This window comes from Virgibacillus sp. AGTR (genome assembly GCF_016919725.2).
Lineage (GTDB): Bacteria > Bacillota > Bacilli > Bacillales > Amphibacillaceae > Virgibacillus > Virgibacillus salarius.
This window is the reverse complement of the sequence record NZ_JAJERH010000006.1, coordinates 77963-99185: the sequence shown is the minus strand read 5'-3', so window position 1 is coordinate 99185 and position 21223 is coordinate 77963. Positions and strand designations below refer to the sequence as shown.

Sequence of the window (21223 nt, the reverse complement as noted above, 5' to 3'; positions counted from 1 at the left end):
ATGTCAAGTAAATCTTTGGTCAATTTCAGGACTTTTTATACAAGGATTTTCTATTACATAAGAACTAGGTATAATTTAAAATTTAGTTATTCTTGCAATTTCGACATAAAAATCCTACTTTAACTTACGATTTTCAAGTTAAAAAAAATTAATTAACAAAAATAGGTAATAATATGGTAAAATTGACCTATGCAAAATTAACCATATTTTGTTCTTTCTGAGGAAAATGTCGAAAAGTAATAGACTTTGGCAAACATATGACTTAAACTATTCGTAGACAAGCAATATTTTATGTCTGTCGTAATGCAAACGTAACTTTTTAGGAGGGATCAATGTGAGTCTATTTGGTGGAACTATCCATACGCTAGAAAATTCGTTAAATTATGCCTCTGCCAAAAACCGGGCAATTTCAACGAATCTTGCAAATATTGACACACCAAATTATAAGGCAAAAGACGTCGTGTTTAAAAATGTATTATCCGATGCAATGGCTTCAAACATAGAGGCGAAACGAACTAATTCTAAACATCTTTCCTTTCAAAATAATTCTAATTCCTATAAGACAGTTACGAAGCAAAACACTTCTTACGGTCATAATGGCAATAATGTGGATGTTGACAAAGAGATGGCAGAATTAGCAGAAAATCAGATCTATTATCAAGCATTAGTCGACCGCATAAATGGTAAGTTTGGTAGTTTACAAACAGCTTTAAGGGGAGGAAGGTAATATGTCGATATTCAATGCACTTCACTCGAGTGCTAGTGCTCTTACTGCTCAAAGGCTTCGTATGGATGTCATTTCTTCTAATATTGCTAATGCTCAAACGACGCGAGCAACAGTGAATGAAGAAGGAGAATTTGAAGCGTATCGAAGAAAAATGGTTTCCCTAGAACCAGAGACCAATAGTTTTAAATCATTCTTACATAGAGCAACCGGTTCAGAAGCTACCGCGGGTGTTAAGGTTACGGAAATAACAGAAGATGAAAGTCCATTCAAGCAGGTATATAATCCAACGCATCCCGATGCGAATGAGAATGGATATGTGGAATTACCGAATGTTGATCCACTTAAAGAAATGGTGGACTTAATGAGCGCAACAAGATCATATGAAGCTAACATTACCTCAGTAAATGCTAGTAAATCCATGTTAATGAAAGCACTAGAGATTGGGAAATAAATGTAAAGGAGTTTTTCGATGATTCAGTCAATAGGAAATCAAATACCACAAGCACCAGTATCCTCACAACTAGATTCTAAGCCAGCAATTTCTGCTGGGGAAGCACAGGGTAAGTTTGCAGCAGCTTTAAAGAATGCCATTAATGATGTCAATCAGGCACAAATTGCATCTGATCAAAAAACAGAAGCACTAGCTAATGGGAAAATCGATGACTTACACGATGTAATGATTACGGCACAAAAAGCTAGTATCACATTGGAAACTACCGTACAAGTCCAGAAAAAAGTAGTAGATGCCTATAAAGAAGTAATGAGCATGCAAGTATAATGATTTGCAATCATATATAGAAAAATTTACTACAGCACGTTAGTGGGGGAACTTATGAACGAGAAAATAAAGAACTGGAAAGACACTACTACGGCTTTCTGGAAGAATCGGACGAAAAGTCAAAAACGGATTTTTATAGGATCAATCATGATAGTTGTCCTTTTGATAGTAGGAATTCTATTCTTTTCCATGAATTCGAAATTTGTTCCACTATACAATAATTTGTCCATTCAGGAAGTTGGGCAGATAAAAACGGAACTAGATGCCAGAGGAGTTTCTTATGAATTAAAAGATGGGGGAACGACAATAACGGTTCCTGAACAACAAGTAGATTCATTACTCGTCGATTTAGCAGGGCAAGGCATCCCAAACAGTGGAAATATAGATTATTCCTTTTTTAGTGAGAATGCATCCTGGGGTGTAACAGAAAATGAATTTAACGTTATGAAGCTAGATGCAATGCAGACGGAGTTAGCTAATCTGATCAAAGGTATTGATGGGATACAAGATGCACAGGTGATGATTAATATGCCGGAGGATCCTGTATTTGTCAATGATACAAAACAAGAAGCGAGTGCATCAATTGTTATAAATACAGAGGCTGGCTATCAATTCCAAGAAGGACAAATAGATGGATTGTATCATTTAGTATCAAAGGCCGTCCCTAACTTACCAGCAGAAAATATAGCAATCACCAATCAGTATTTTGAAAGCTTTGAACAAAATGCTACTGCAGGAACTGGCGTACAGGATACACATACATATCAGCAAAATGTTAAAAAGGACATTGAAAAAGATATTCAGCAACGATTACAGCAGATGCTTGGAGCAATGGTAGGTCAAGGAAATGTCATTGTTTCCGTCACTTCTGATATTGATTTTACGCAAGAGAATCGTACTGAAGAAATTGTCGAACCAGTTGATCTAGAGAATATGGAAGGACTGCCAGTAAGTATTGAAACAATAAAAGAAACGTATACTGGTGAAGGTGCTGCAGCAGGAGGTACCGTAGGTACTGGGGATGAAGATATCGGTAACTATCAAGCGACGGATGATGGTGACAATGGTGAGTATGAAATGGCGAAAGAAACGATTAACAATGAATTTAATAAGATTCGAAAAAACATTGTTGAGAGTCCATATAAAGTGCGAGATTTAGGAATTCAAGTCGCTGTTAATAATGTTAAAACATCACAAGGAAAAGATGTAGAGTATTTAACACAGCAGGATGAAAACGCGGTTGAAGAGGGAATTAATTCGATTATGAACTCTATTATTACAACATCTATTGACGGGGAATATGCTGAGAACATTAACCCAGAAGAGAAAGTATCGATTGTCTTTCAAGAGTTTTCAGGTATGAAAAACGCTAAAGCTAGCACAACTCCTACTATACCAACTTGGCTATATATCGTAGGTGGGGGATTATTGCTCGCAATTATTGTCTTGATAGTATTCTTACTTCGCAGAAGAAAAGAAGAGGATGTTGAAGAGGAAGAGGTAGCTATCCAAGAGCCGATAGAAGTACCAGAAATCCCAGATCAAGAGGAATCGGAAACAACGATTCGTAAAAAACAATTAGAAAAGATAGCAAAAGAGAAACCAGAAGATTTTGCGAAATTACTAAGAAGCTGGATCGGAGAAGATTAGGAGGTATTACAATTGGCAAGACAAAAAGGTGTACTCACAGGTAAACAAAAAGCAGCAATTCTTTTAATCTCCTTAGGTCCAGATGTTTCGGCTCAAGTGTATAAGCATTTATCAGAAGAGGAGATCGAGAAGTTAAGTTTAGAAATCTCTTCCGTTAAGAAGGTAGATAGTAGTTTGAAAGAGGATGTGCTGGAGCAATTTCATCAAATTGCGGTAGCGCAGGATTATATTTCTCAAGGCGGTATTGGATATGCAAAAACCGTTTTAGAAAAAGCCTTTGGAAAACAAGAAGCTTCAAATATTATTAACCGCTTGACTTCTTCTTTACAAGTTAGACCATTTGATTTTGCTAGAAAAGCAGATCCGCAACAAGTTCTGAACTTTATACAGGGAGAGCATCCACAAACAATTGCTCTTGTGCTATCTTATCTAGATCCTGAGCAATCCGGTCAAATTCTCTCTGCATTGCCACAGGAGGTGCAAGCAGATGTCGCGAAACGGATAGCAACGATGAATTCGACCTCACCAGAAATTATTTCACAGGTCGAGCAGGTATTGGAAAAAAATATATCTTCTTCATTTACAGAAGACTACACACAAACTGGTGGAATTCAAGCTGTTGTTGAAGTGTTAAATGGTGTTGATAGAAGTACAGAACGAACGATTTTAGATGCTTTAGAAATCCAAGATCCAGAATTAGCTGATGAAATTAAGAAGCGGATGTTTGTATTTGAAGATATTGTTATTTTAGATAATCGCGCAATTCAACGTATCATTCGTGAAGTAGAAAATGAGGATCTACGTTTGTCATTGAAGGTTGCTAGTGATGAAGTGAAAGATATCGTCTTTAAGAATATGTCACAGCGTATGGCAGAAACCTTTAAAGAAGAAATGGAATACATGGGTCCAGTTCGTTTAAGAGATGTAGAGGAAGCACAAACAAGAATTGTTGCTATTATCCGAAGATTAGAGGATGTAGGTGAAATTGTTATTGCAAGGGGTGGAGGTGACGACATCATTGTCTAATTCATCTATTCGTAATGAAAGTAGGCAAATAAAAATTAAACCGATTAGCCTGCAACCTAGTGGTCAGCCAAAATCAGAATTAGAAGCAGCGTCCAAACAAGAAACGTTGCTTCAAGAAATTGAACAGGCACAAATTCAATTAGAAGAGTTAAAGAATCAATCACAGCAGCTTCTAGAAGAAACGGAAGCAGAAATTGAAAGCAAAAAGCAGGCATGGGAAACGGAAAAACAGACGTATATCGAAGCTGCTAGCAAGCAAGGTTTTTCTCAAGGTTATACAGATGGAGAATCAAAAAGTCTTGCTAAATATAAAAGTGACTTAGAAAAAGCTAATCAAATTATTGATACGGCAAGGAAAGACTATCAAGCGCTGATTGAGGATAATGTCGACACCATATTGGAAATCGCACTTCATACTGCTGAAAAGATTACAAAACAGAAAATTGATGAGGAACCTAACTCTTTCTTAGAAATTATTAATGCAGCAATAAAGGAATTAAAGGACCAATCGGTAATTTCCATTTACCTACACCCTAATCAGTATGAATCTGTTGTGCAGCATAAGGAAGAACTCGTCACGATAATTGAAAAGGATGCAAAGCTTGCCTTGTATGTTACGGATGAAGTAGAGGATTACGGTTGTATGATTAAGCATCCATTTGGGCAAATCGATGCAAGCGTTGATACACAGTTACAAGAAATCCGGCAAATACTATTTGAAGTTTCTGAGGAGAACAGACAATGAAGGTAGCGGATTATCTAACAGCAATTGATCAAGCAGATACCTACAAGCGGTATGGAAAAGTATTACGGGTTGTTGGAATTATGATTGAGTCAAAAGGTCCAGCAGCGAATGTCGGAGAAGTTTGTCTCATTCATTCCTCTTCTTCAAGCGGGAATCCTATTCTCTCGGAAGTAGTTGGCTTTAATAATGAAAAAATTATTCTAATGCCATATTCAGAGGTTGCAGAAATTGGACCCGGGTGCTTAGTAGAATCTACTGGCAAGGCATTAACAGTAAAAATTGGCCGTGGACTGATTGGCAAAGTAATAGATTCATTGGGAAACCCATTAAATCAAAGTCCTTTGCCGAAAGGTCTAGCAAATTATTTAACGGAGCAATCTCCTCCAAATCCAATGCTTCGCCCACCAATTGCACAACCAATGCAGGTTGGGATCAAAGCAGTTGACTCTTTACTGACTGTCGGAGAGGGACAGCGAATTGGAATATTTGCAGGAAGTGGTGTTGGAAAAAGTACATTACTAGGAATGATTGCTCGAAATAGTGGGGCAGATATTAATGTCATTGCATTAATCGGAGAACGCGGGCGAGAAGTAAGGGAGTTTATTGAAAAAGATTTAGGAGATGACGGACTAAAGAAATCGATTGTCGTTGTTGCTACTTCCGATCAACCAGCATTAATGCGAATAAAGGGAGCATATACAGCAACAGCAATAAGTGAATATTTTCGTGATCAAGGTTACCGTGTGAACCTAATGATGGACTCTGTTACACGTGTGGCTATGGCACAGCGTGAGGTTGGCTTGGCTACAGGTGAGCCGCCAACCACCAAAGGCTATACGCCCTCCGTATTTGCTACCTTGCCAAAATTGCTAGAACGAACCGGTACGAATGAAAATGGTACGGTTACAGCCTTCTATACCGTTTTGGTAGATGGAGATGATATGAATGAGCCGATTGCTGATACGGTACGTGGAATATTAGATGGTCATTTTGTAATGGATAGGAAATTAGCTGAGCGTGGACAATATCCAGCGATCAATGTGTTGAAATCTATTAGTCGTGTCATGAACCAAGTTGCAGATAACGAGCACAAGGAAACAGCTCAGGAGATACGTAAGCTCGTTGCTACTTATGAAGAAAATAGTGAACTGATTCAAATTGGCGCCTATAAACGAGGGACAGACAGTGAAATTGATCGAGCTATTTCTTATCACACTAAAATCCAATCGTTTCTTTCACAAGATATTTTTGAATATCATACACTTCAAGAATCGATTAATTCGATGAAAAACTTACTTCATGGAGGTGTAAGCTAATGGCGGAGACGGTTGTTTTATCCAAGATTTTACATATACGTGAAACCGAAAAAAAACACGCACAGAAGGCATATCAACAGTCTATTGATCTTTTTGAAAAAACAGCAACACAGCTCTATGAACTTCTTAAAAAGAAAGAAATGGCAGAGGAAGTATACGAGACTGCTCTTACGGAATCAACTACTCTTGATAAGTTAAAAGAACAATTTACTTATATCGAGCATTTAAATAATCATATTATGCACTTACAAGAAGAAGTCCAAAAGGCAAGATTCGATATGGAAGCAAAGCAATCCAAGCTCACAGATGCACATGTTGAGATGAAAAAATATGAAAAGATTATCGAAACTCGTAAGAAAGATGAAGCAGCAGCAAATCGCAAAAAGGAAAAGGCTACAATGGATGAGGTATCTATTTATCAATTTCTAAATCATAAAAATAGGTGAAGTGAATGGCAAAGAAAAACAATACAGATAAAAGAAAAATGAATCCTGTCCTATGGTTCCTCTTTGCAATTGTAATTCCTATTATCATTACAATTGCCCTAGCTACGGTCGTTTTGAGTATTGCTGGTATTGATGTTACCGGCTGGTTGAAGGATAAAGGTAATAATATACCGGTTGTTTCTTCATTCGTTGAAACAGATAAGGAAAAACAGTTGAAACGTGAAGATGAAAGCGTGAAAGCGATGATGTCTGATAAAGATGCTGAAATTGAGCAGCTAAAGGTGGATCTTACAGATAAGGAAGCTACTGTTGAACAGCTCGAACAAGAAATAATGAAGCTTGAAAATAATCAAGCTAATGAAAATGAAGAGCAGTCTGATGACGAACAGGTGAAAAAAGAGGTAACCACTGTCAAAACAATCGCCAATTCTTTTAAAGATATGGATCCTGATCAAGCAGCTAATATTTTACAAGAGCTTGAACAAGAAACGGCATTAGCAATAATGAAGGAATTGTCAAATGATACTCGTGGCAGCATTCTAGAGTCAATGAATGCAGAAACAGCTGCAAAGCTAACACAACAATTTATTAACAGTGGAAATTAATGTAATTGTATTGAAAGGAGGTGAAATAATGAACGCAATTGGGATGCTCTTTCAGCAATTACAAACTTCGAATCCAATGATGAAGCAAGATAGTCAATTAGGCCATACAAATGAGGAAGCTCAACCGTTTCAAGACCTATTACTTAGTAAGCAGCAATTACAAGAGGCAGCAAATAAGCTACTTCAAATGGGAATGCAATCCCAAGAGAACCAGCAAGATACACCAAGTATACCCTTTGAAACGATAGATATGACTTTCTTTAACATGCTATCCACATTAGATGGGAAAGAATTGACAGACAATAGGGTAGTAGGAAGCGAGCAAGAGAATGAAGGGCATGTCGAATCCAATGAAGAGACGGCGACGTGGATGCTACCTGCGCTTTTAACAGGCGACATCGAAGTACAACAGTTAGAACCTTCTTTACAACAGCAATTAGCGAGTATTTTTGCAAAGGTGGAAGCTGTTGTTTCGCAAATATCGAACAAGCAAGAGTTAATGAAGGCATCCACTAAACTCCTGCCATTATTACAGCAGTGGACAGATTCGGTGAAAGGTACAGAAAAGGTCTCTGTCGAGCAATTTTTAGCTAGTAAACCAGCAGATTCGAAAGAAAAAATAGTTTGGCAACAACTCGTACAAGCATTTGAAAAACGAAATCAAATAGCGCAAAAATTGCCTTATCATACGGATGCTAAAGTTACGAGCGCAGATGTTGCAAAATGGTTAGACCATGCACTAGAGACATTTTCATCGAAAAAAGATAGTATAGCTTATTCTCAAGTAGTAAATCAAGCAAATGTATCAACATTACCTATGGCAAAAATGGAGCAGCACATGATCTACTTAAACCCTAGCCAGCAGAACATGAATAATTCTGGACAAGAACTCATTCAGCAATTTCAGAAGATCATGAAGTCTAGTAAGTTCTTGACAATGGCGAATGGAAGTAATCAACTTCAAATTACCTTGCGTCCACAAAATTTAGGGGATATGGTTGTTCGCTTAACTCAAATGGATGGGCAGATGACAGTAAAGATCTTAGTAAGCTCACAGGTTACTAAAGATATGCTTGAGTCAAATATGCATCAACTAAGAAGTATGTTCTCACCTCAGCAAGTAGTTGTAGAGAAGCAAGAGATTCAGTTTCAACAGGGACAGCAAGTTCTTAAGGATACAGGATCTGAAGCCGATTCACAGCAATTTAGAGAACAGGATCAGCACGGAAATGACTCTCAAGAGAGTGAAAATAATCAGAATGAAGACTTTGCTACACAGTTTGAAGAACTATTATTAAATGAACAAGTATAGGAGGTGTTTATATGACAAAGATAGATCCATCATTATACTTGTCTAATCAACCTAGTAGATCGCCAAGCCCTGAATTAGGTAAGGATGAATTTTTGAAAATATTAATGACACAATTACAAAGTCAGGATCCAACAAATCCGATGGATGATCGAGAATTTATCTCGCAAATGGCGGAGTTCAGTTCATTAGAGCAAATGATGAATATGACTAATTCCATCGATACACTCGTACAAAGTCAGCTTGTCTCACCAGTAATTAAATATAGCCATATGATTGGAAAAGAAGTAACCTACCAAGCTTATGATGAAGAAACTGGTGAAAAGCTAGATATCGAAACAAGTAAAGTAATAGCTGTTAGTCAAAAGGATGGTTGGGCAATTTTAGAGTTAGAAAATGGGGAAAAGATCTATGCAGATGCAGCTATTCAAGTAAGTAATCCAGATAGTAGTGAAAATAATGGAGAGGATCCAACTGATCCAGAAAATCCGGAGGATGAAGAAAGTGAATAATATAGATCACCGGATTCATCAGTTGCCCCAGCAGGCTTTACAGATTCCTGGTGCTAAACATCCAAATAACCAAGTAAACAGGGCGAGCTTTAAGGATTTATTAACATCTGAATTGGGCTTAAAAGAGCTCAAAGTTAGTAAACATGCTACGGAGCGTTTACAGGAACGAAATATTCATATCGATAAGCACCAATGGCAAGTCATTGAAAGCAAAATGGCGGAGGCAAAGCAAAAAGGAATTACTGACTCGCTTGTTGTTTTGGATAATGCAGCATTACTTATAAGTACGAAAAACAATACAGTTGTTACTGCGATGGATCGAAAAGAAGCCACAAGTCGGATATTTACGAATATTAATGGAACGATTTTGATTGAGAAATAAGGCTGGACCCTTTTTAGGGAGGCCATCAGCTGTTGAATGATAGAAGCAGCCAATAAATTGATAACCAAAAAGGGGAAATGAACTATGTTACGTTCAATGTATGCAGGAATATCAGGCATGAAAGGATTCCAAACAAAGCTAGATGTAATAGGTAATAATATTGCTAATGTAAATACATCTGGATTTAAAAAAGGAAGAGTAACTTTCCAAGACATGATGAGTCAGACTACTTCTGGTGCTCAAGGACCAACTGCTGGTCGCGGTGGTGTAAACCCAGCTCAGGTAGGTTTAGGTTCGCAACTCGGTTCAATTGACAACATCCATTCACAAGGGTTTAGGCAATCAACTACTAGAGCATTAGATCTTGCTTTAGAGGGAGATGGAATGTTCGTTTTAGAAGGTAATGGAACGACGTATTACACGCGGGCAGGTAATTTTTACTTGGATACGAATGGTGACATTGTTAATTCAGATGGATTGTATTTACAAGATGTTAATAACGAAAAGATAAATATTCCAGACGATGCAAAAAGCTTTAGTATTGAATCAGATGGTACCGTAACTTATACAAATGAAGATGGGGACACAGAGACCGCTGGTCAAATCGGTTTAGCAAGCTTTGCTAATCCAGCAGGTTTAGAAAAAGCGGGAAGTAATCTTTTCTTAAATACGGAAAATGCCGGGTTAAATGGAATTGTTACTCCTGAAACAGATGGTACAGCGTCGATTGTAAGTGGCGCACTCGAAATGTCAAACGTTGATTTATCGGAAGAATTCACGGAAATGATTACAGCACAACGTGGTTTCCAAGCGAATACTCGAATAATAACAACATCAGATGAAATACTCCAGGAACTAGTAAATCTAAAACGATAGTAAGGGGGTAGGGAGTGTGATAAACACACTCCCGCCTAAATAATGATTTCTTTAACTCGATTAAATGGCGAACCATTTACTTTAAATGCGATCCTGATTGAACAGGTTCAAGAATTTCCAGATACAACGATCACCTTAACAAATGGTAAGAAATTAGTAGTAAAAAACTCTCATGCGGAAGTACTTCAATTAGTAATGGCCTATTATCAACAAATTGGTATACAAAGAGCACAAAGGGAGGTAAAGAAAGACGATGAGTAGTTTAATGAAAACAATGATCTCTTCATTGGCGGTATTGGCGATTGTGGGAATAGCTGCATTTGTAGTGGTATGGAATATGAACGCGGATGATCAAAAGGGATCTGCAGCATCTATTGATAAGATCGAAGAATTTTCTTATGAAACACCTGAAATAACAACAGATTTAGAGGATGGAAGTTTTGTTCGTATTCAGTTTCAAGTGATTACGAATAGGAAGGAAGCTAAAGAAGAAATTAGTAAGCGGGATTTTCAATTAAAAAACATTTTAATCAAAGAATTGGCTACAATGCAGGAAGAAGATTTCAAGAGTGGCTTAGGTGATTTAGAAGAAGTTGTTAAAACAAAGTTAAATGAAGTAATGACAACTGGAAAAATCACAGATGTATATACGATAAGCAAAATCTTACAATAAATAATTTATTTAGGACTCCACGATGGAGGTGAATATACTTGGTAGATGAAGTTCTTTCTCAAAATGAGATTGATGCCCTATTATCCGCAATTACTTCAGGTGAAATGGATGCGGAGGAATTAAAAAAAGAAGATAAAGAAAAGAAAGTTCGAGTATATGATTTTAAACGAGCATTACGATTTTCCAAGGATCAAATCCGCAGTATATCGCGAATTCATGAAAATTATGCACGACTATTAACTACCTTTTTTTCAGCACAATTAAGGACGTACATCAATATTACTGTTGCGTCAGTGGATCAGATTCCTTATGAAGAATTTATTCGTTCTGTTCCAAAAATGACTATTCTTAATACATATAGTGTCGAACCCTTAGAAGGTAGACTAGTAATGGAAGTTAACCCAAATATTGCTTATGCCATGCTTGATCGAACATTGGGCGGTATGGGAAGTGGAGTTAATAAAGTAGAAAACTTAACGGAAATCGAAACAATTCTAATGACACAGTTATTTGAAAAGGCAATTACCAATCTTCAAGAGGCGTGGGCTACCATTGTAGATATTGATCCAGTATTAGAAGATTTTGAAGTCAATCCACAATTTTTGCAGATGGTATCACCTAATGAAACGGTTGTGGTTGTTTCACTGAATACAACAATTGGTGAAGAAAGTGGCATGATTAATATTTGTATACCTCATATTGTGCTTGAACCAATTATTTCAAAGCTTTCGGTACATTACTGGATGCAAACATCTAGTAAAGAAAGAGACGTAGATGCATATGAAAAGTTAACAAAGAACTTACAACAAGCACAAATTGAAGTAAAAGCACTATTAGGAGAATCTACAATTTCAATTGAGCAATTTCTGAACTTAAATAAAGATGATGTTATCGGGTTGGATAATACAATAGAAAGCCCGCTAATATTGGCGGTAAATGATGCGCCAAAATTCTATGTACAGCCTGGTAAATATAAAAATAAAATGTCTGTTCAAATAATGGAAGAATTTAAAGGGGGGAACGAACATGGCGAATGACGGGATGCTTTCTCAAGATGAAATAGATGCATTATTAAAAGTTAGTTCTGATGAAGATGAAGAAGTAGAGAAAAACCCTACCAATGATCATCTATCAACAATTGAAGAGGATACGTTGGGAGAAATTGGCAATATTTCATTTGGAAGCTCTGCTACGACTTTATCGACATTATTAAATCAAAAGGTAGAAATAACAACACCGAAAGTTTCTGTCATGGAACAAAAGGAATTAGAGGCCTTTACATTTGAACCAGTAAGCGTTCAGGTTAACTATATAGAAGGGTTTACGGGTAGAAATGTGTTTGTGATCAAGGCCGAGGATGCTGCCATCATTTCCGATATCATGCTTGGTGGAGACGGTACAAAACCATCAGAAGAATTAAATGAAATTCACTTAAGTGCAGTACAAGAGGCAATGAATCAGATGATGGGTGCTGCAGCAACTAGTATGTCAACGGTCTTTAATAAGAAGGTAGATATATCACCACCAACGATTCATCTAGAAAATCCAGACAATCAGTCAGAAGCAGTACTTGATGAGAATCCTTTTGTTAAAGTTTCCTTCCAATTAAAGGTTGGTAATTTAATAGATTCTAATATCATGCAGCTCATGCCAATTCAATTCGCAAAAAATTTGGTTGATCAGTTATTAAATAGTGAACCAGCGGAACAAGAATCAGCTGTAGCGCTTGAGCAGGTGGAGGTGCCTATGTCTACAAATAAGCAAAGTCAATCCGTCTCATCTGAGGAGGTAAGAGAGGAACCGCAATACTTAGGTAATGCTGTTTCAGCACATAAATCAGTGCAAAAGGCTGATTTTTCCAACTTTGACCAGGTTGCATTAAATAATACCGAGCAACGGAATCTAGATATGCTTTTGGATATCCCGCTTAAGGTAACTGTAGAGCTTGGGAGGACAAAACGAACAATTAAGGATATTTTGGATTTGTCTTCTGGTTCAATTATTGAATTAGACAAGTTAGCAGGAGAGCCTGTCGATATATTAGTAAATGAAAAACTAATTGCTACTGGAGAAGTAGTTGTTATTGATGAAAACTTTGGCGTTCGTGTTACGGACATACTTAGTCAATCAGATAGAATAATGAAATTAAAATAATATCTTATTATACATAGGAGGATTTACGAATGGCACACCGTATTCTAATTGTTGATGATGCAGCTTTCATGCGAATGATGATTAAAGATATTTTAACTAAAAATGGGTTTGAGGTAGTAGGTGAAGCACAAGATGGTGCACAGGCGGTAGAAAAATATAATGAGCTTATGCCAGATCTTGTGACGATGGATATAACCATGCCTGAAAAAGATGGGATTTCAGCATTAAAGGAAATTCAAGCTAGTCATCCTGAAGCGAAAATAATTATGTGCTCTGCAATGGGGCAGCAAGCAATGGTTATTGATGCGATCCAAGCAGGAGCTAAAGATTTTATCGTTAAACCATTTCAGGCGGATCGTGTTTTAGAAGCAATTCAAAAGGCATTGAACTAAAAAGTGAGTGAATACTATTGAATAAATCGTTACGGTTTTGCATTCTACTGACTATTATTCTATTTTCATTTACTGTTTCCATAAAAGTAGATGCAGCAACCAAATCTGTTACTGATTGTTTAGAGAAAAATGCTGATTGCGAGCAACCAGCAGAGTCATCGACGGAAGATGGAGACACGGAGAAATCAACACTCTTATCGACGGAAGAAGATACAGAACCACTTTGGGTTAATTTTATAAAGCTATTTTTTGCTTTAGCACTCATATTGGGGCTGATCTATTTACTGTTAAAATTTTTAAAGAAGAAAAATGCCTTGTTTAATCAAGTGAAGTCACTAGAAAACCTTGGCGGTATTTCTGTTGGGCAAAACAAGTCAATTCAAATTATTCGTGTTGGTAGCAAGTTCTATCTTATTGGGGTTGGAGATAATGTAGAAATGCTTCAAGAGATTGACGATGAAGCATTAATGGAAGATTTGTTGAAAAGAAATACAACCGATGCCAATAGTCCATTATCAACTCTCGTCCAACGGGTAACCACAAAAGAAACTACCAATTCAGATTCTATACATTCGAAACAGAATTTTAAAGGTCATTTTGTGAACGAGCTGGATAAACTAAAAAAAAATAGAACCCAATTGATCCAACAGTATAAACAAAAGGAAGATCAGAATGAATGAATTTATCGATATGTTTTCCAGTTCCGATCCGGCAAATATCTCAACATCAGTTAAATTAATTCTTCTATTAACTGTATTGTCACTAGCACCAAGTATATTAATTTTGATGACGAGCTTTACTAGAATAATTATTGTGTTGTCATTTGTTCGTACGTCATTGGCGACACAGCAAATGCCACCAAATCAAGTACTAATTGGACTTGCGTTATTTTTAACGTTTTTCATTATGGCTCCAGTTTTCAATGAGGTGTATGACGAAGCATTAGAACCATTATTTGCCGAAGAGATTACGTTAGATGAAGCGTATGATCAAGCGAGTATACCCATAAAGGATTTTATGGCGGAGCATACGCGTCAGAAAGATTTAGCGCTTTTTATGAATTATGCAGAATTGGAACGTCCTGAAACTGTTCAGGACATTCCACTGACAACATTAGTACCTGCATTTGCAATAAGCGAATTGAAGACAGCATTTCAAATGGGGTTTATGATATTTGTTCCATTTTTAATCATTGATATGGCTGTTGCCAGTGTATTAATGTCGATGGGGATGATGATGCTTCCCCCAGTAATGATTTCTTTACCTTTTAAAATTCTATTATTTGTTCTTGTAGATGGCTGGTATTTAATTACCCACTCACTGTTGGATGGATTCTAATCTTAGGATGGACTGGTAGGTGGTATTCATGAAATGTTTCATAATTAGATTAGAGCATGCTGGAAACCACTTTGGAATGTTGCAACTAAAGTCATACTGCGAGTTGTATTCAGCATTAAGGAGGCTTTGCTCCCATGAGCAGTGAGTTCGTATTAACTTTGGCAGAAAAAGGTGTTTATACCATTCTATTAGTTACAGGTCCTTTGCTATTATTAGCTTTGGCTGTTGGATTACTGGTAAGTATCTTTCAAGCTACAACACAGATACAGGAACAAACGTTGGCGTTTATTCCCAAGATTGTGGCAGTACTGGTTGGTCTTGTATTCTTTGGGCCTTGGATGCTTACAGAAATGGTAGAATTCACATCCGAATTGTTTAAAAATATAAATCAGTTTGTAGGGTAATTGTATGCTAGAAATAATTAATGTTAATAGTATCCCTGTATTTTTGTTAATTCTTGTAAGAGTAGTAGCTTTTTTTGCTACAATGCCGTTGTTCTCTTATCGAACAATTCCGAGACCGTTTAAGCTAGGATTCAGTTTCTTCTTGGCTTTTCTAATGTTTTACACAGTGAATGCACCTTCCATACCAGTAGATGAAATGTATCTGTTATTAATCGTAAAAGAAGCTTTGGTAGGACTTTTTATCGGATTAATAGCCTATATTATCTTATCTGCTGTTCAAATTGCAGGCGGATTTATCGATTTTCAGATGGGGTTCGCAATAGCCAATGTTATTGATCCGCAAACTGGTGCTCAGAGTCCATTAACAGGACAGTACTTCTATATTATTGCTTTACTCTTTTTATTATCGGTAAATGGTCATCATATTTTAATAGATGGGATTGTAAATAGCTACCAATTTATACCAATAGATGCTTTTATCCCATTTCAAAATGAAAATATAGTTACATTTGTCATTGATACATTTAATAAAATGTTCCTTATTGCATTTCAAATTGCAATTCCAATTGTAGGTTGTTTATTTCTTGTTGACGTTGCCTTAGGTATTATAGCTAGAACTGTGCCTCAGTTAAATGTTTTTGTAGTAGGATTACCATTGAAAATTTTAGTGAGCTTTGTTGCCTTGTTATTTTTTATGAGTTTATATGTTGTTTTAGTGAAGAACTTGTTTGAAATTTTATTTGCTACAATCCGCAGCCTAATGCAATTGTTCGGAGGTGCTTAACTTGCAATTGAAACTCGATTTACAATTCTTTGCTGGTGAAAAGACAGAAAAAGCTACCCCGAAGAAAAGGCAGGATGAGCGAAAAAAAGGAAAGGTAGCCAAAAGTCAGGATGTTAATACAGCTTTTCTACTTTTATTCGCTTTTATCATTCTCTTTGTGTTCGGCGATTCCATGAAGAATAGTATGATGAGGTTATATGAGCATACTTTTACAGAGTTTATTCATTGGGATGTAACGGAAGAGACAGTACATAAAGTATTTTCAGGAGCAGCGATGGAAGTATCAAAAATGCTCGCACCACTTATGATAATTGCTATTGTAGCTGGCTTCGCTTCAAACTTTTTACAAATTGGCTTTTTGTTTACAACAGAGCCATTAAAGTTTGATTTAAAAAAAATCGATCCAATTCAAGGAGCGAAGCGTATATTTTCATTACGTGCATTAGTTGAACTTCTTAAGTCATTATTGAAAATTGTCTGTATTGGCGCTGTGACATTTACAGTGATATGGATATATAAGGACGATATGATGATGCTGTCCTTTAAAACAGTAGACAATGCACTTGGTTTTTTTGGGCAGGTTACGATGGTCATGGGAATAACAGCAATAATCGTATTATTATTTTTGGCCGTTTTTGATTATGCTTATCAACGTTATGACTATGAGAAAAACATGAAAATGTCAAAGCAAGACGTTAAGGATGAATATAAGAACATTGAAGGTGACCCACTTATAAAGTCGAAAATTAAAGAAAAGCAAAGACAAATGGCTACACGCAGAATGATGAGCGAGGTGCCCAATGCAGATGTAGTCATTACGAACCCGACCCACTTTGCAATTGCTATTAAATATGATGAGGCAAAAGCTGAAGCGCCATATATTTTAGCTAAAGGGATTGATGAGGTGGCGTTGAAGATTAAAGAAATAGCTCGTACAAATGAAGTAATGACGGTTGAGAATCGTCCCTTAGCACGATCTCTATATGGAGCAGTTGAAATAGGGGATGTAATTCCTGAAGAATTCTTTCAGGCGGTAGCAGAAATTTTGGCTTATGTATATAAGCTGGAGAAAAAAGTTTAAGCAATAAGGAGAGACCCCAATGAAAGCAAGAGATCTATCCGTTCTTTTAGGCGTTATTTTAATTATTATTATGTTGATTGTCCCGTTACCAGGATGGCTGTTAAGTGTATTGATATTAGGTAATATTTCATTAGCACTAATTGTAATCTTAGTTTCGATGAATACACAAGAGGCATTACAGTTTTCAGTCTTTCCTACACTTCTTTTGTTATTAACCTTATTTCGCCTAGGATTGAATGTATCTACAACAAGGTCGATCTTATCCGAAGCAGATGCTGGTGGGGTTGTTGATACATTTGGTTCCTTTGTAATTGGGGGGAATCCACTAGTAGGTTTTGTTGTATTTGTTATTTTAGTTATTATCCAATTTCTTGTAATCACTAAAGGTTCTGAGCGTGTTTCTGAGGTGGCGGCTAGATTTACTTTAGATGCGATGCCAGGTAAACAGATGAGCATAGATGCAGATTTGAACGCAGGTTTAATATCGGAACAACAAGCTAAAGAAAGACGAGAAAAAATAGAAAAGGAAGCAGATTTTCACGGTTCCATGGATGGTGCAAGTAAATTCGTAAAAGGCGATGCTATTGCGGGTATTATCATTGTACTAATCAATATTATTTTTGGTCTCGTTATTGGTATGGTACAGATGGACATGTCGTTTCAAGAAGCGATCAATACGTTTATGCGATTGACTGTAGGTGATGGATTAGTTAGTCAGATACCAGCTTTACTCATATCAACCGCAACAGGAATCGTAGTAACAAGAACAGCAGGAACAGGTAATTTAGGTACAGATGTTACTGGACAGCTACTCCAATACCCGAAGCTGCTATTTATTGCAGCAGGAACAGTGTTCTTATTAGGGTTAACACCCATCAACTTTTTTCTTACTACAATCATTGCTAGTTTACTAGCTTTAAGTGGGTATTTGTTATTAAAGCAGACAGAAGTAGTCTATGAACCAAGTGAGGAAGAGGAAGATGAAACGGAAAGTGCTGCAATGAAATCGCCTGAAAATGTTGTACATTTATTAAATATGGATCCTATCGAATTTGAGTTTGGTTATTCTCTTATACCGCTGGCTGACGCGAACCAAGGTGGCGATTTACTCGATCGAATTGTTATGATTCGAAGGCAGCTTGCAATTGAGCTAGGAATTGTTATTCCAGTAGTTCGAATTCGCGATAATATCCAGCTTAACCCGAATGAATATCGTTTAAAAGTAAAAGGAAATGAAGTAGCTTCTGGTGAATTATTGCTTGATCATTATTTAGCAATGGCTCCAGATATGGAAGATGACGAAATTGATGGTATAGATACAAAAGAGCCAGCTTTTGGCCTACCTGCAAAGTGGATCAACGAAGATTTAAAGGATGAAGCAGAGTTATCCGGTTATACGGTAGTAGATCCACCTTCTGTTGTATCCACACATCTAACGGAAATCATTAAAGAACATGCTCATGAATTATTAGGTAGACAAGAGACTAAGCAATTAATTGATCATTTAAAGGAAACCTATCCAATACTTGTTGAAGAAGTAACACCAGAGCCACTTGCAGTAGGTGATATTCAAAAAGTACTAGGTAAGCTTTTAAAAGAAAAAGTGTCAATCCGTAATCTCCCTATTATATTTGAAACACTTGCAGACTTTGCAAAATTAACAAACGATACCGATTTACTAGCTGAATATGTAAGACAAGCATTATCATCTCAATTAACTAAGCAATATACTGACGAAGATATGGCATTAAAAGTAGTTACTCTTTCTGGAAAAGTAGAGAAAGCAATTGCTGAGAGTATTCAACAGACAGAGCATGGAAGCTATCTTTCCATGGATCCTGATGTTCAGCAACGGGTGATCAACCAATTACATGAAGAGGTAGAAAAACTGATCATACAGGAAGAGACAGCGATATTGCTTTGTTCTCCAGCAGTAAGAATGTATGTCAAACAGTTACTAGATCGATATTTACCGCAAGTTGTTGTATTGTCCTATAATGAGCTAGAGCCCAACGTACAAGTACAAAGTGTCGGGGTGGTGAATATTGCATGAAGGTAAAAAAATATGTAGCTGATACGATGCCTGAAGCGATGAAACAAGTTAGGAAAGAGCTTGGTACAGAAGCCGTTATTTTAAATTCTAGGGAAGTAAAGAAAAAAAGATTTCTCGGTCTGTTGACAAAACAGCAAATTGAAGTAATAGCCGCAAGAGATCCGCAACCACATTTATCTAAGAAAAAGGTAGTAATGCCCAATAAAAAGGTAGAATCGAATGAAGCTTATCATGAAAGAGATGACCAACATGTACTGCGTGAGCTAAGACAGGTAAAAGAATTACTACATCACTCTGCAATTGGGAATTTTACGTACCCTGCTGATTTTCAATTAGCATATAATTATTTACTTGAACAAGAAGTAGATACCGAAATTGCTACAAGCATTATTGATTCTGTCTTGCATAGGCAGGAGGATGCAGAACAACATAGTAGTAGCTACAAGTCGATCATATCTGAAGTCAAACAGGAAATAGAGAATAGACTCAAACAGGTCTCCTTCGAAGGGATATCCTATGATAAGAAATTAGTTTACTTTGTTGGACCAACTGGTGTAGGAAAAACAACTACAATTGCAAAAGTTGCTGCAAACAGTAAGCTAAATGATCATAAAAAAATCGCTTTTATCACTACAGATACGTATCGTATTGCAGCTGTTGAGCAGTTAAAAACATATGCAAAAATATTGAATGTGCCAGTAGAAGTAGCCTATACGGAGGAAGATTTCCAAAAAGCAATCGAGAAATTTAACACATTTGATTTAATATTTGTTGATACCGCAGGTCGTAATTTTAGAGATGAAAAATACGTAAAACAAATGAAACAAGATACAAAAAGTAATCTGGAATCAGATACGTATTTAGTTCTATCATTAACGGCTAAACCAAGAGATATCAGCGAAATATATGATCAATTTGAAGAAATTTCTATTAAAGAAGTGATTTTGACTAAGATAGATGAAACGAGTCAATTCGGTAGTATTCTAAATATTGCCCTTGGAAAACAGATCGGAATTGGTTATATAACAAATGGTCAAGATGTGCCTGAAGACTTAATCTACCCATCACCTAAACAGTTAGCTTCGTTTGTAATGAGGTCATCGGATGAGGCATGATCAGGCAGATGGACTTCGAAAAAAGTTAAAAGCAATGCAGGACTTTACACAGGCGAAGACAATAGCTGTAATTAGTGGAAAGGGTGGGGTAGGAAAATCAAATATTACGATAAATTTTTCATTGGAATTAGTAAGACAACGTAATAGAGTGCTAGTTATTGATATGGACATAGGTATGGGAAATATTGATATTTTATTAGGATTACATGTTGAAAGAACGATTATCGATATGTTTGAAGAGCACCTATCTATTCAGGAAATTATTCAACATGGTCCAGGGGATTTGGATTATATCGCAGCTGGTTCTGGATTAAGTGATATTTTTTCCATCGATCAGCATAAAAGGAATTTCTTCTTTCAGCAATATAAGAAACTAGTTAATTACTACGATTTTATCATTTTTGATATGGGAGCAGGAATTACACAAGATAGTTTATCAATTATCTTAGCATCTGATGAATGCTTTGTGATCACCACACCTGAGCCTACCTCTATCACAGATGCTTATAGCATGATAAAGCATATTGTTTCTTATGACGATACGCTACCAATGCAAGTGATTATGAATCGAAGTCATTCAGAAAAAGAAGGGTGGGAAGCACTAAGGCGATTCAATCAGGTAATTTTTCAATTTTTACAAGTGGAAACGAAGTTATTAGGTACATTACCTGAGGATAGAACAGTGACCACGGCTGTCATTAGGCAAACCCCTTACGTATTATTGAAAAAAAATTCTGCTGTTGCCAGAGCAATGAAGCAGTTAGTAAAGAATTATTGTAGTGTTCAGCCTGTAAATCAATCAGATACTACGCCATCATTTTTAGGTAAACTAAAACAGCTTTTAACGGAAAGGTAAA

26 protein-coding genes are annotated in these 21223 nt (G+C 36.6%); all 26 read left to right on the top strand.

Annotation, left to right across the window (positions count from 1 at the left end):
- The first annotated feature begins 334 nt into the window (after positions 1–334).
- On the top strand, positions 335–727 hold the full coding sequence (gene flgB, locus JUJ52_RS04815) for a flagellar basal body rod protein FlgB (protein ID WP_121605227.1): 393 nt from the start codon (positions 335–337) through the stop codon (positions 725–727).
- A gap of 1 nt (position 728) precedes the next feature.
- Entirely contained in the window at positions 729–1178 is a 450-nt protein-coding gene (gene flgC / locus JUJ52_RS04810) for a flagellar basal body rod protein FlgC (RefSeq protein WP_026680888.1), read from the top strand.
- Positions 1179–1196: 18 nt separating this feature from the next.
- Positions 1197–1505, top strand: coding sequence for a flagellar hook-basal body complex protein FliE (gene fliE, locus JUJ52_RS04805; RefSeq protein ID WP_205388607.1), 309 nt, complete (start codon positions 1197–1199; stop codon positions 1503–1505).
- Positions 1506–1559: 54 nt separating this feature from the next.
- A complete protein-coding gene (gene fliF, locus JUJ52_RS04800; protein ID WP_026680890.1) occupies positions 1560–3155 on the top strand; it encodes a flagellar basal-body MS-ring/collar protein FliF in 1596 nt (531 codons plus the stop codon).
- 12 nt (positions 3156–3167) lie between these two features.
- Complete coding sequence (fliG, locus tag JUJ52_RS04795; protein ID WP_026680891.1) at positions 3168–4181, top strand: flagellar motor switch protein FliG; 1014 nt, start codon at positions 3168–3170, stop codon at positions 4179–4181.
- On the top strand, positions 4135–4926 hold the full coding sequence (gene fliH, locus JUJ52_RS04790) for a flagellar assembly protein FliH (RefSeq protein ID WP_080668664.1): 792 nt from the start codon (positions 4135–4137) through the stop codon (positions 4924–4926). Before fliG ends, fliH begins: the two co-directional genes overlap by 47 nt.
- The gene (fliI, locus tag JUJ52_RS04785; RefSeq protein ID WP_205388606.1) at positions 4923–6242 is read left to right on the top strand and encodes a flagellar protein export ATPase FliI; all 1320 of its coding nucleotides are present in this window, start codon (positions 4923–4925) and stop codon (positions 6240–6242) included. Before fliH ends, fliI begins: the two co-directional genes overlap by 4 nt.
- Positions 6242–6688: a flagellar export protein FliJ gene (gene fliJ / locus JUJ52_RS04780; RefSeq protein ID WP_205388605.1), complete on the top strand. Its 447-nt coding sequence runs from the start codon at positions 6242–6244 to the stop codon at positions 6686–6688. Before fliI ends, fliJ begins: the two co-directional genes overlap by 1 nt.
- A 5-nt stretch (positions 6689–6693) precedes the next feature.
- Positions 6694–7293, top strand: coding sequence for a MotE family protein (locus JUJ52_RS04775; protein ID WP_026680895.1), 600 nt, complete (start codon positions 6694–6696; stop codon positions 7291–7293).
- A 28-nt stretch (positions 7294–7321) separates the two neighbouring features.
- Positions 7322–8605, top strand: a complete 1284-nt coding sequence (locus tag JUJ52_RS04770; RefSeq protein WP_121605224.1) for a flagellar hook-length control protein FliK — start codon at positions 7322–7324, stop codon at positions 8603–8605.
- An 11-nt stretch (positions 8606–8616) separates the two neighbouring features.
- A complete protein-coding gene (gene flgD / locus JUJ52_RS04765; protein WP_026680897.1) occupies positions 8617–9114 on the top strand; it encodes a flagellar hook assembly protein FlgD in 498 nt (165 codons plus the stop codon).
- 1 nt (position 9115) lies between these two features.
- Entirely contained in the window at positions 9116–9496 is a 381-nt protein-coding gene (locus tag JUJ52_RS04760; protein WP_121605905.1) for a TIGR02530 family flagellar biosynthesis protein, read from the top strand.
- 84 nt (positions 9497–9580) lie between these two features.
- On the top strand, positions 9581–10372 hold the full coding sequence (gene flgG, locus JUJ52_RS04755; protein WP_121605223.1) for a flagellar basal body rod protein FlgG: 792 nt from the start codon (positions 9581–9583) through the stop codon (positions 10370–10372).
- A 42-nt stretch (positions 10373–10414) separates the two neighbouring features.
- Positions 10415–10633: a flagellar FlbD family protein gene (locus JUJ52_RS04750; protein WP_026680900.1), complete on the top strand. Its 219-nt coding sequence runs from the start codon at positions 10415–10417 to the stop codon at positions 10631–10633.
- Positions 10626–11045, top strand: a complete 420-nt coding sequence (fliL, locus tag JUJ52_RS04745) for a flagellar basal body-associated protein FliL (RefSeq protein WP_026680901.1) — start codon at positions 10626–10628, stop codon at positions 11043–11045. Before JUJ52_RS04750 ends, fliL begins: the two co-directional genes overlap by 8 nt.
- 38 nt (positions 11046–11083) lie before the next feature.
- Positions 11084–12082: a flagellar motor switch protein FliM gene (gene fliM / locus JUJ52_RS04740; protein ID WP_026680902.1), complete on the top strand. Its 999-nt coding sequence runs from the start codon at positions 11084–11086 to the stop codon at positions 12080–12082.
- Positions 12072–13199 (top strand): flagellar motor switch phosphatase FliY, encoded by a 1128-nt coding sequence (gene fliY, locus JUJ52_RS04735; RefSeq protein WP_026680903.1) that lies wholly within the window; start codon positions 12072–12074, stop codon positions 13197–13199. Before fliM ends, fliY begins: the two co-directional genes overlap by 11 nt.
- A gap of 29 nt (positions 13200–13228) precedes the next feature.
- Entirely contained in the window at positions 13229–13591 is a 363-nt protein-coding gene (locus JUJ52_RS04730) for a response regulator (RefSeq protein ID WP_026680904.1), read from the top strand.
- 17 nt (positions 13592–13608) lie between these two features.
- Positions 13609–14271: a flagellar biosynthetic protein FliO gene (locus JUJ52_RS04725; RefSeq protein ID WP_162986421.1), complete on the top strand. Its 663-nt coding sequence runs from the start codon at positions 13609–13611 to the stop codon at positions 14269–14271.
- Positions 14264–14929, top strand: coding sequence for a flagellar type III secretion system pore protein FliP (gene fliP / locus JUJ52_RS04720; RefSeq protein ID WP_026680906.1), 666 nt, complete (start codon positions 14264–14266; stop codon positions 14927–14929). The genes JUJ52_RS04725 and fliP overlap by 8 nt, the downstream gene beginning before the upstream one ends.
- Before the next feature lie 134 nt (positions 14930–15063).
- Positions 15064–15333, top strand: coding sequence for a flagellar biosynthesis protein FliQ (fliQ, locus tag JUJ52_RS04715; protein WP_026680907.1), 270 nt, complete (start codon positions 15064–15066; stop codon positions 15331–15333).
- A gap of 4 nt (positions 15334–15337) precedes the next feature.
- Positions 15338–16117, top strand: coding sequence for a flagellar biosynthetic protein FliR (gene fliR, locus JUJ52_RS04710; RefSeq protein WP_026680908.1), 780 nt, complete (start codon positions 15338–15340; stop codon positions 16115–16117).
- A 1-nt stretch (position 16118) separates the two neighbouring features.
- Positions 16119–17198, top strand: coding sequence for a flagellar biosynthesis protein FlhB (gene flhB, locus JUJ52_RS04705; protein WP_121605221.1), 1080 nt, complete (start codon positions 16119–16121; stop codon positions 17196–17198).
- A 19-nt stretch (positions 17199–17217) separates the two neighbouring features.
- Positions 17218–19251 carry a flagellar biosynthesis protein FlhA gene (gene flhA / locus JUJ52_RS04700; RefSeq protein WP_205388604.1) on the top strand — a complete coding sequence of 678 codons (2034 nt, stop codon included), beginning with the start codon at positions 17218–17220 and terminating at the stop codon, positions 19249–19251.
- Positions 19248–20366 (top strand): flagellar biosynthesis GTPase FlhF, encoded by a 1119-nt coding sequence (flhF, locus tag JUJ52_RS04695; protein ID WP_205388603.1) that lies wholly within the window; start codon positions 19248–19250, stop codon positions 20364–20366. The genes flhA and flhF overlap by 4 nt, the downstream gene beginning before the upstream one ends.
- On the top strand, positions 20356–21222 hold the full coding sequence (locus JUJ52_RS04690; RefSeq protein ID WP_026680912.1) for a MinD/ParA family protein: 867 nt from the start codon (positions 20356–20358) through the stop codon (positions 21220–21222). The genes flhF and JUJ52_RS04690 overlap by 11 nt, the downstream gene beginning before the upstream one ends.
- Position 21223 lies beyond the last annotated feature (1 nt).

Coding starts and splice junctions, on each gene's coding strand:
- JUJ52_RS04690 (WP_026680912.1), top strand. CDS start 20,356: ATGAGGCATGATCAGGCAGATGGACTTCGAAAAAAGTTAAAAGCAATG.
- fliJ (WP_205388605.1), top strand. CDS start 6,242: ATGGCGGAGACGGTTGTTTTATCCAAGATTTTACATATACGTGAAACC.
- flhF (WP_205388603.1), top strand. CDS start 19,248: ATGAAGGTAAAAAAATATGTAGCTGATACGATGCCTGAAGCGATGAAA.
- fliR (WP_026680908.1), top strand. CDS start 15,338: ATGCTAGAAATAATTAATGTTAATAGTATCCCTGTATTTTTGTTAATT.
- fliP (WP_026680906.1), top strand. CDS start 14,264: ATGAATGAATTTATCGATATGTTTTCCAGTTCCGATCCGGCAAATATC.
- fliY (WP_026680903.1), top strand. CDS start 12,072: ATGGCGAATGACGGGATGCTTTCTCAAGATGAAATAGATGCATTATTA.
- flgG (WP_121605223.1), top strand. CDS start 9,581: ATGTTACGTTCAATGTATGCAGGAATATCAGGCATGAAAGGATTCCAA.
- fliL (WP_026680901.1), top strand. CDS start 10,626: ATGAGTAGTTTAATGAAAACAATGATCTCTTCATTGGCGGTATTGGCG.
- flgC (WP_026680888.1), top strand. CDS start 729: ATGTCGATATTCAATGCACTTCACTCGAGTGCTAGTGCTCTTACTGCT.
- fliE (WP_205388607.1), top strand. CDS start 1,197: ATGATTCAGTCAATAGGAAATCAAATACCACAAGCACCAGTATCCTCA.
- flgD (WP_026680897.1), top strand. CDS start 8,617: ATGACAAAGATAGATCCATCATTATACTTGTCTAATCAACCTAGTAGA.
- fliI (WP_205388606.1), top strand. CDS start 4,923: ATGAAGGTAGCGGATTATCTAACAGCAATTGATCAAGCAGATACCTAC.
- JUJ52_RS04750 (WP_026680900.1), top strand. CDS start 10,415: ATGATTTCTTTAACTCGATTAAATGGCGAACCATTTACTTTAAATGCG.
- JUJ52_RS04770 (WP_121605224.1), top strand. CDS start 7,322: ATGAACGCAATTGGGATGCTCTTTCAGCAATTACAAACTTCGAATCCA.
- flhA (WP_205388604.1), top strand. CDS start 17,218: ATGAAAGCAAGAGATCTATCCGTTCTTTTAGGCGTTATTTTAATTATT.
- JUJ52_RS04730 (WP_026680904.1), top strand. CDS start 13,229: ATGGCACACCGTATTCTAATTGTTGATGATGCAGCTTTCATGCGAATG.
- fliQ (WP_026680907.1), top strand. CDS start 15,064: ATGAGCAGTGAGTTCGTATTAACTTTGGCAGAAAAAGGTGTTTATACC.
- JUJ52_RS04775 (WP_026680895.1), top strand. CDS start 6,694: ATGGCAAAGAAAAACAATACAGATAAAAGAAAAATGAATCCTGTCCTA.
- fliF (WP_026680890.1), top strand. CDS start 1,560: ATGAACGAGAAAATAAAGAACTGGAAAGACACTACTACGGCTTTCTGG.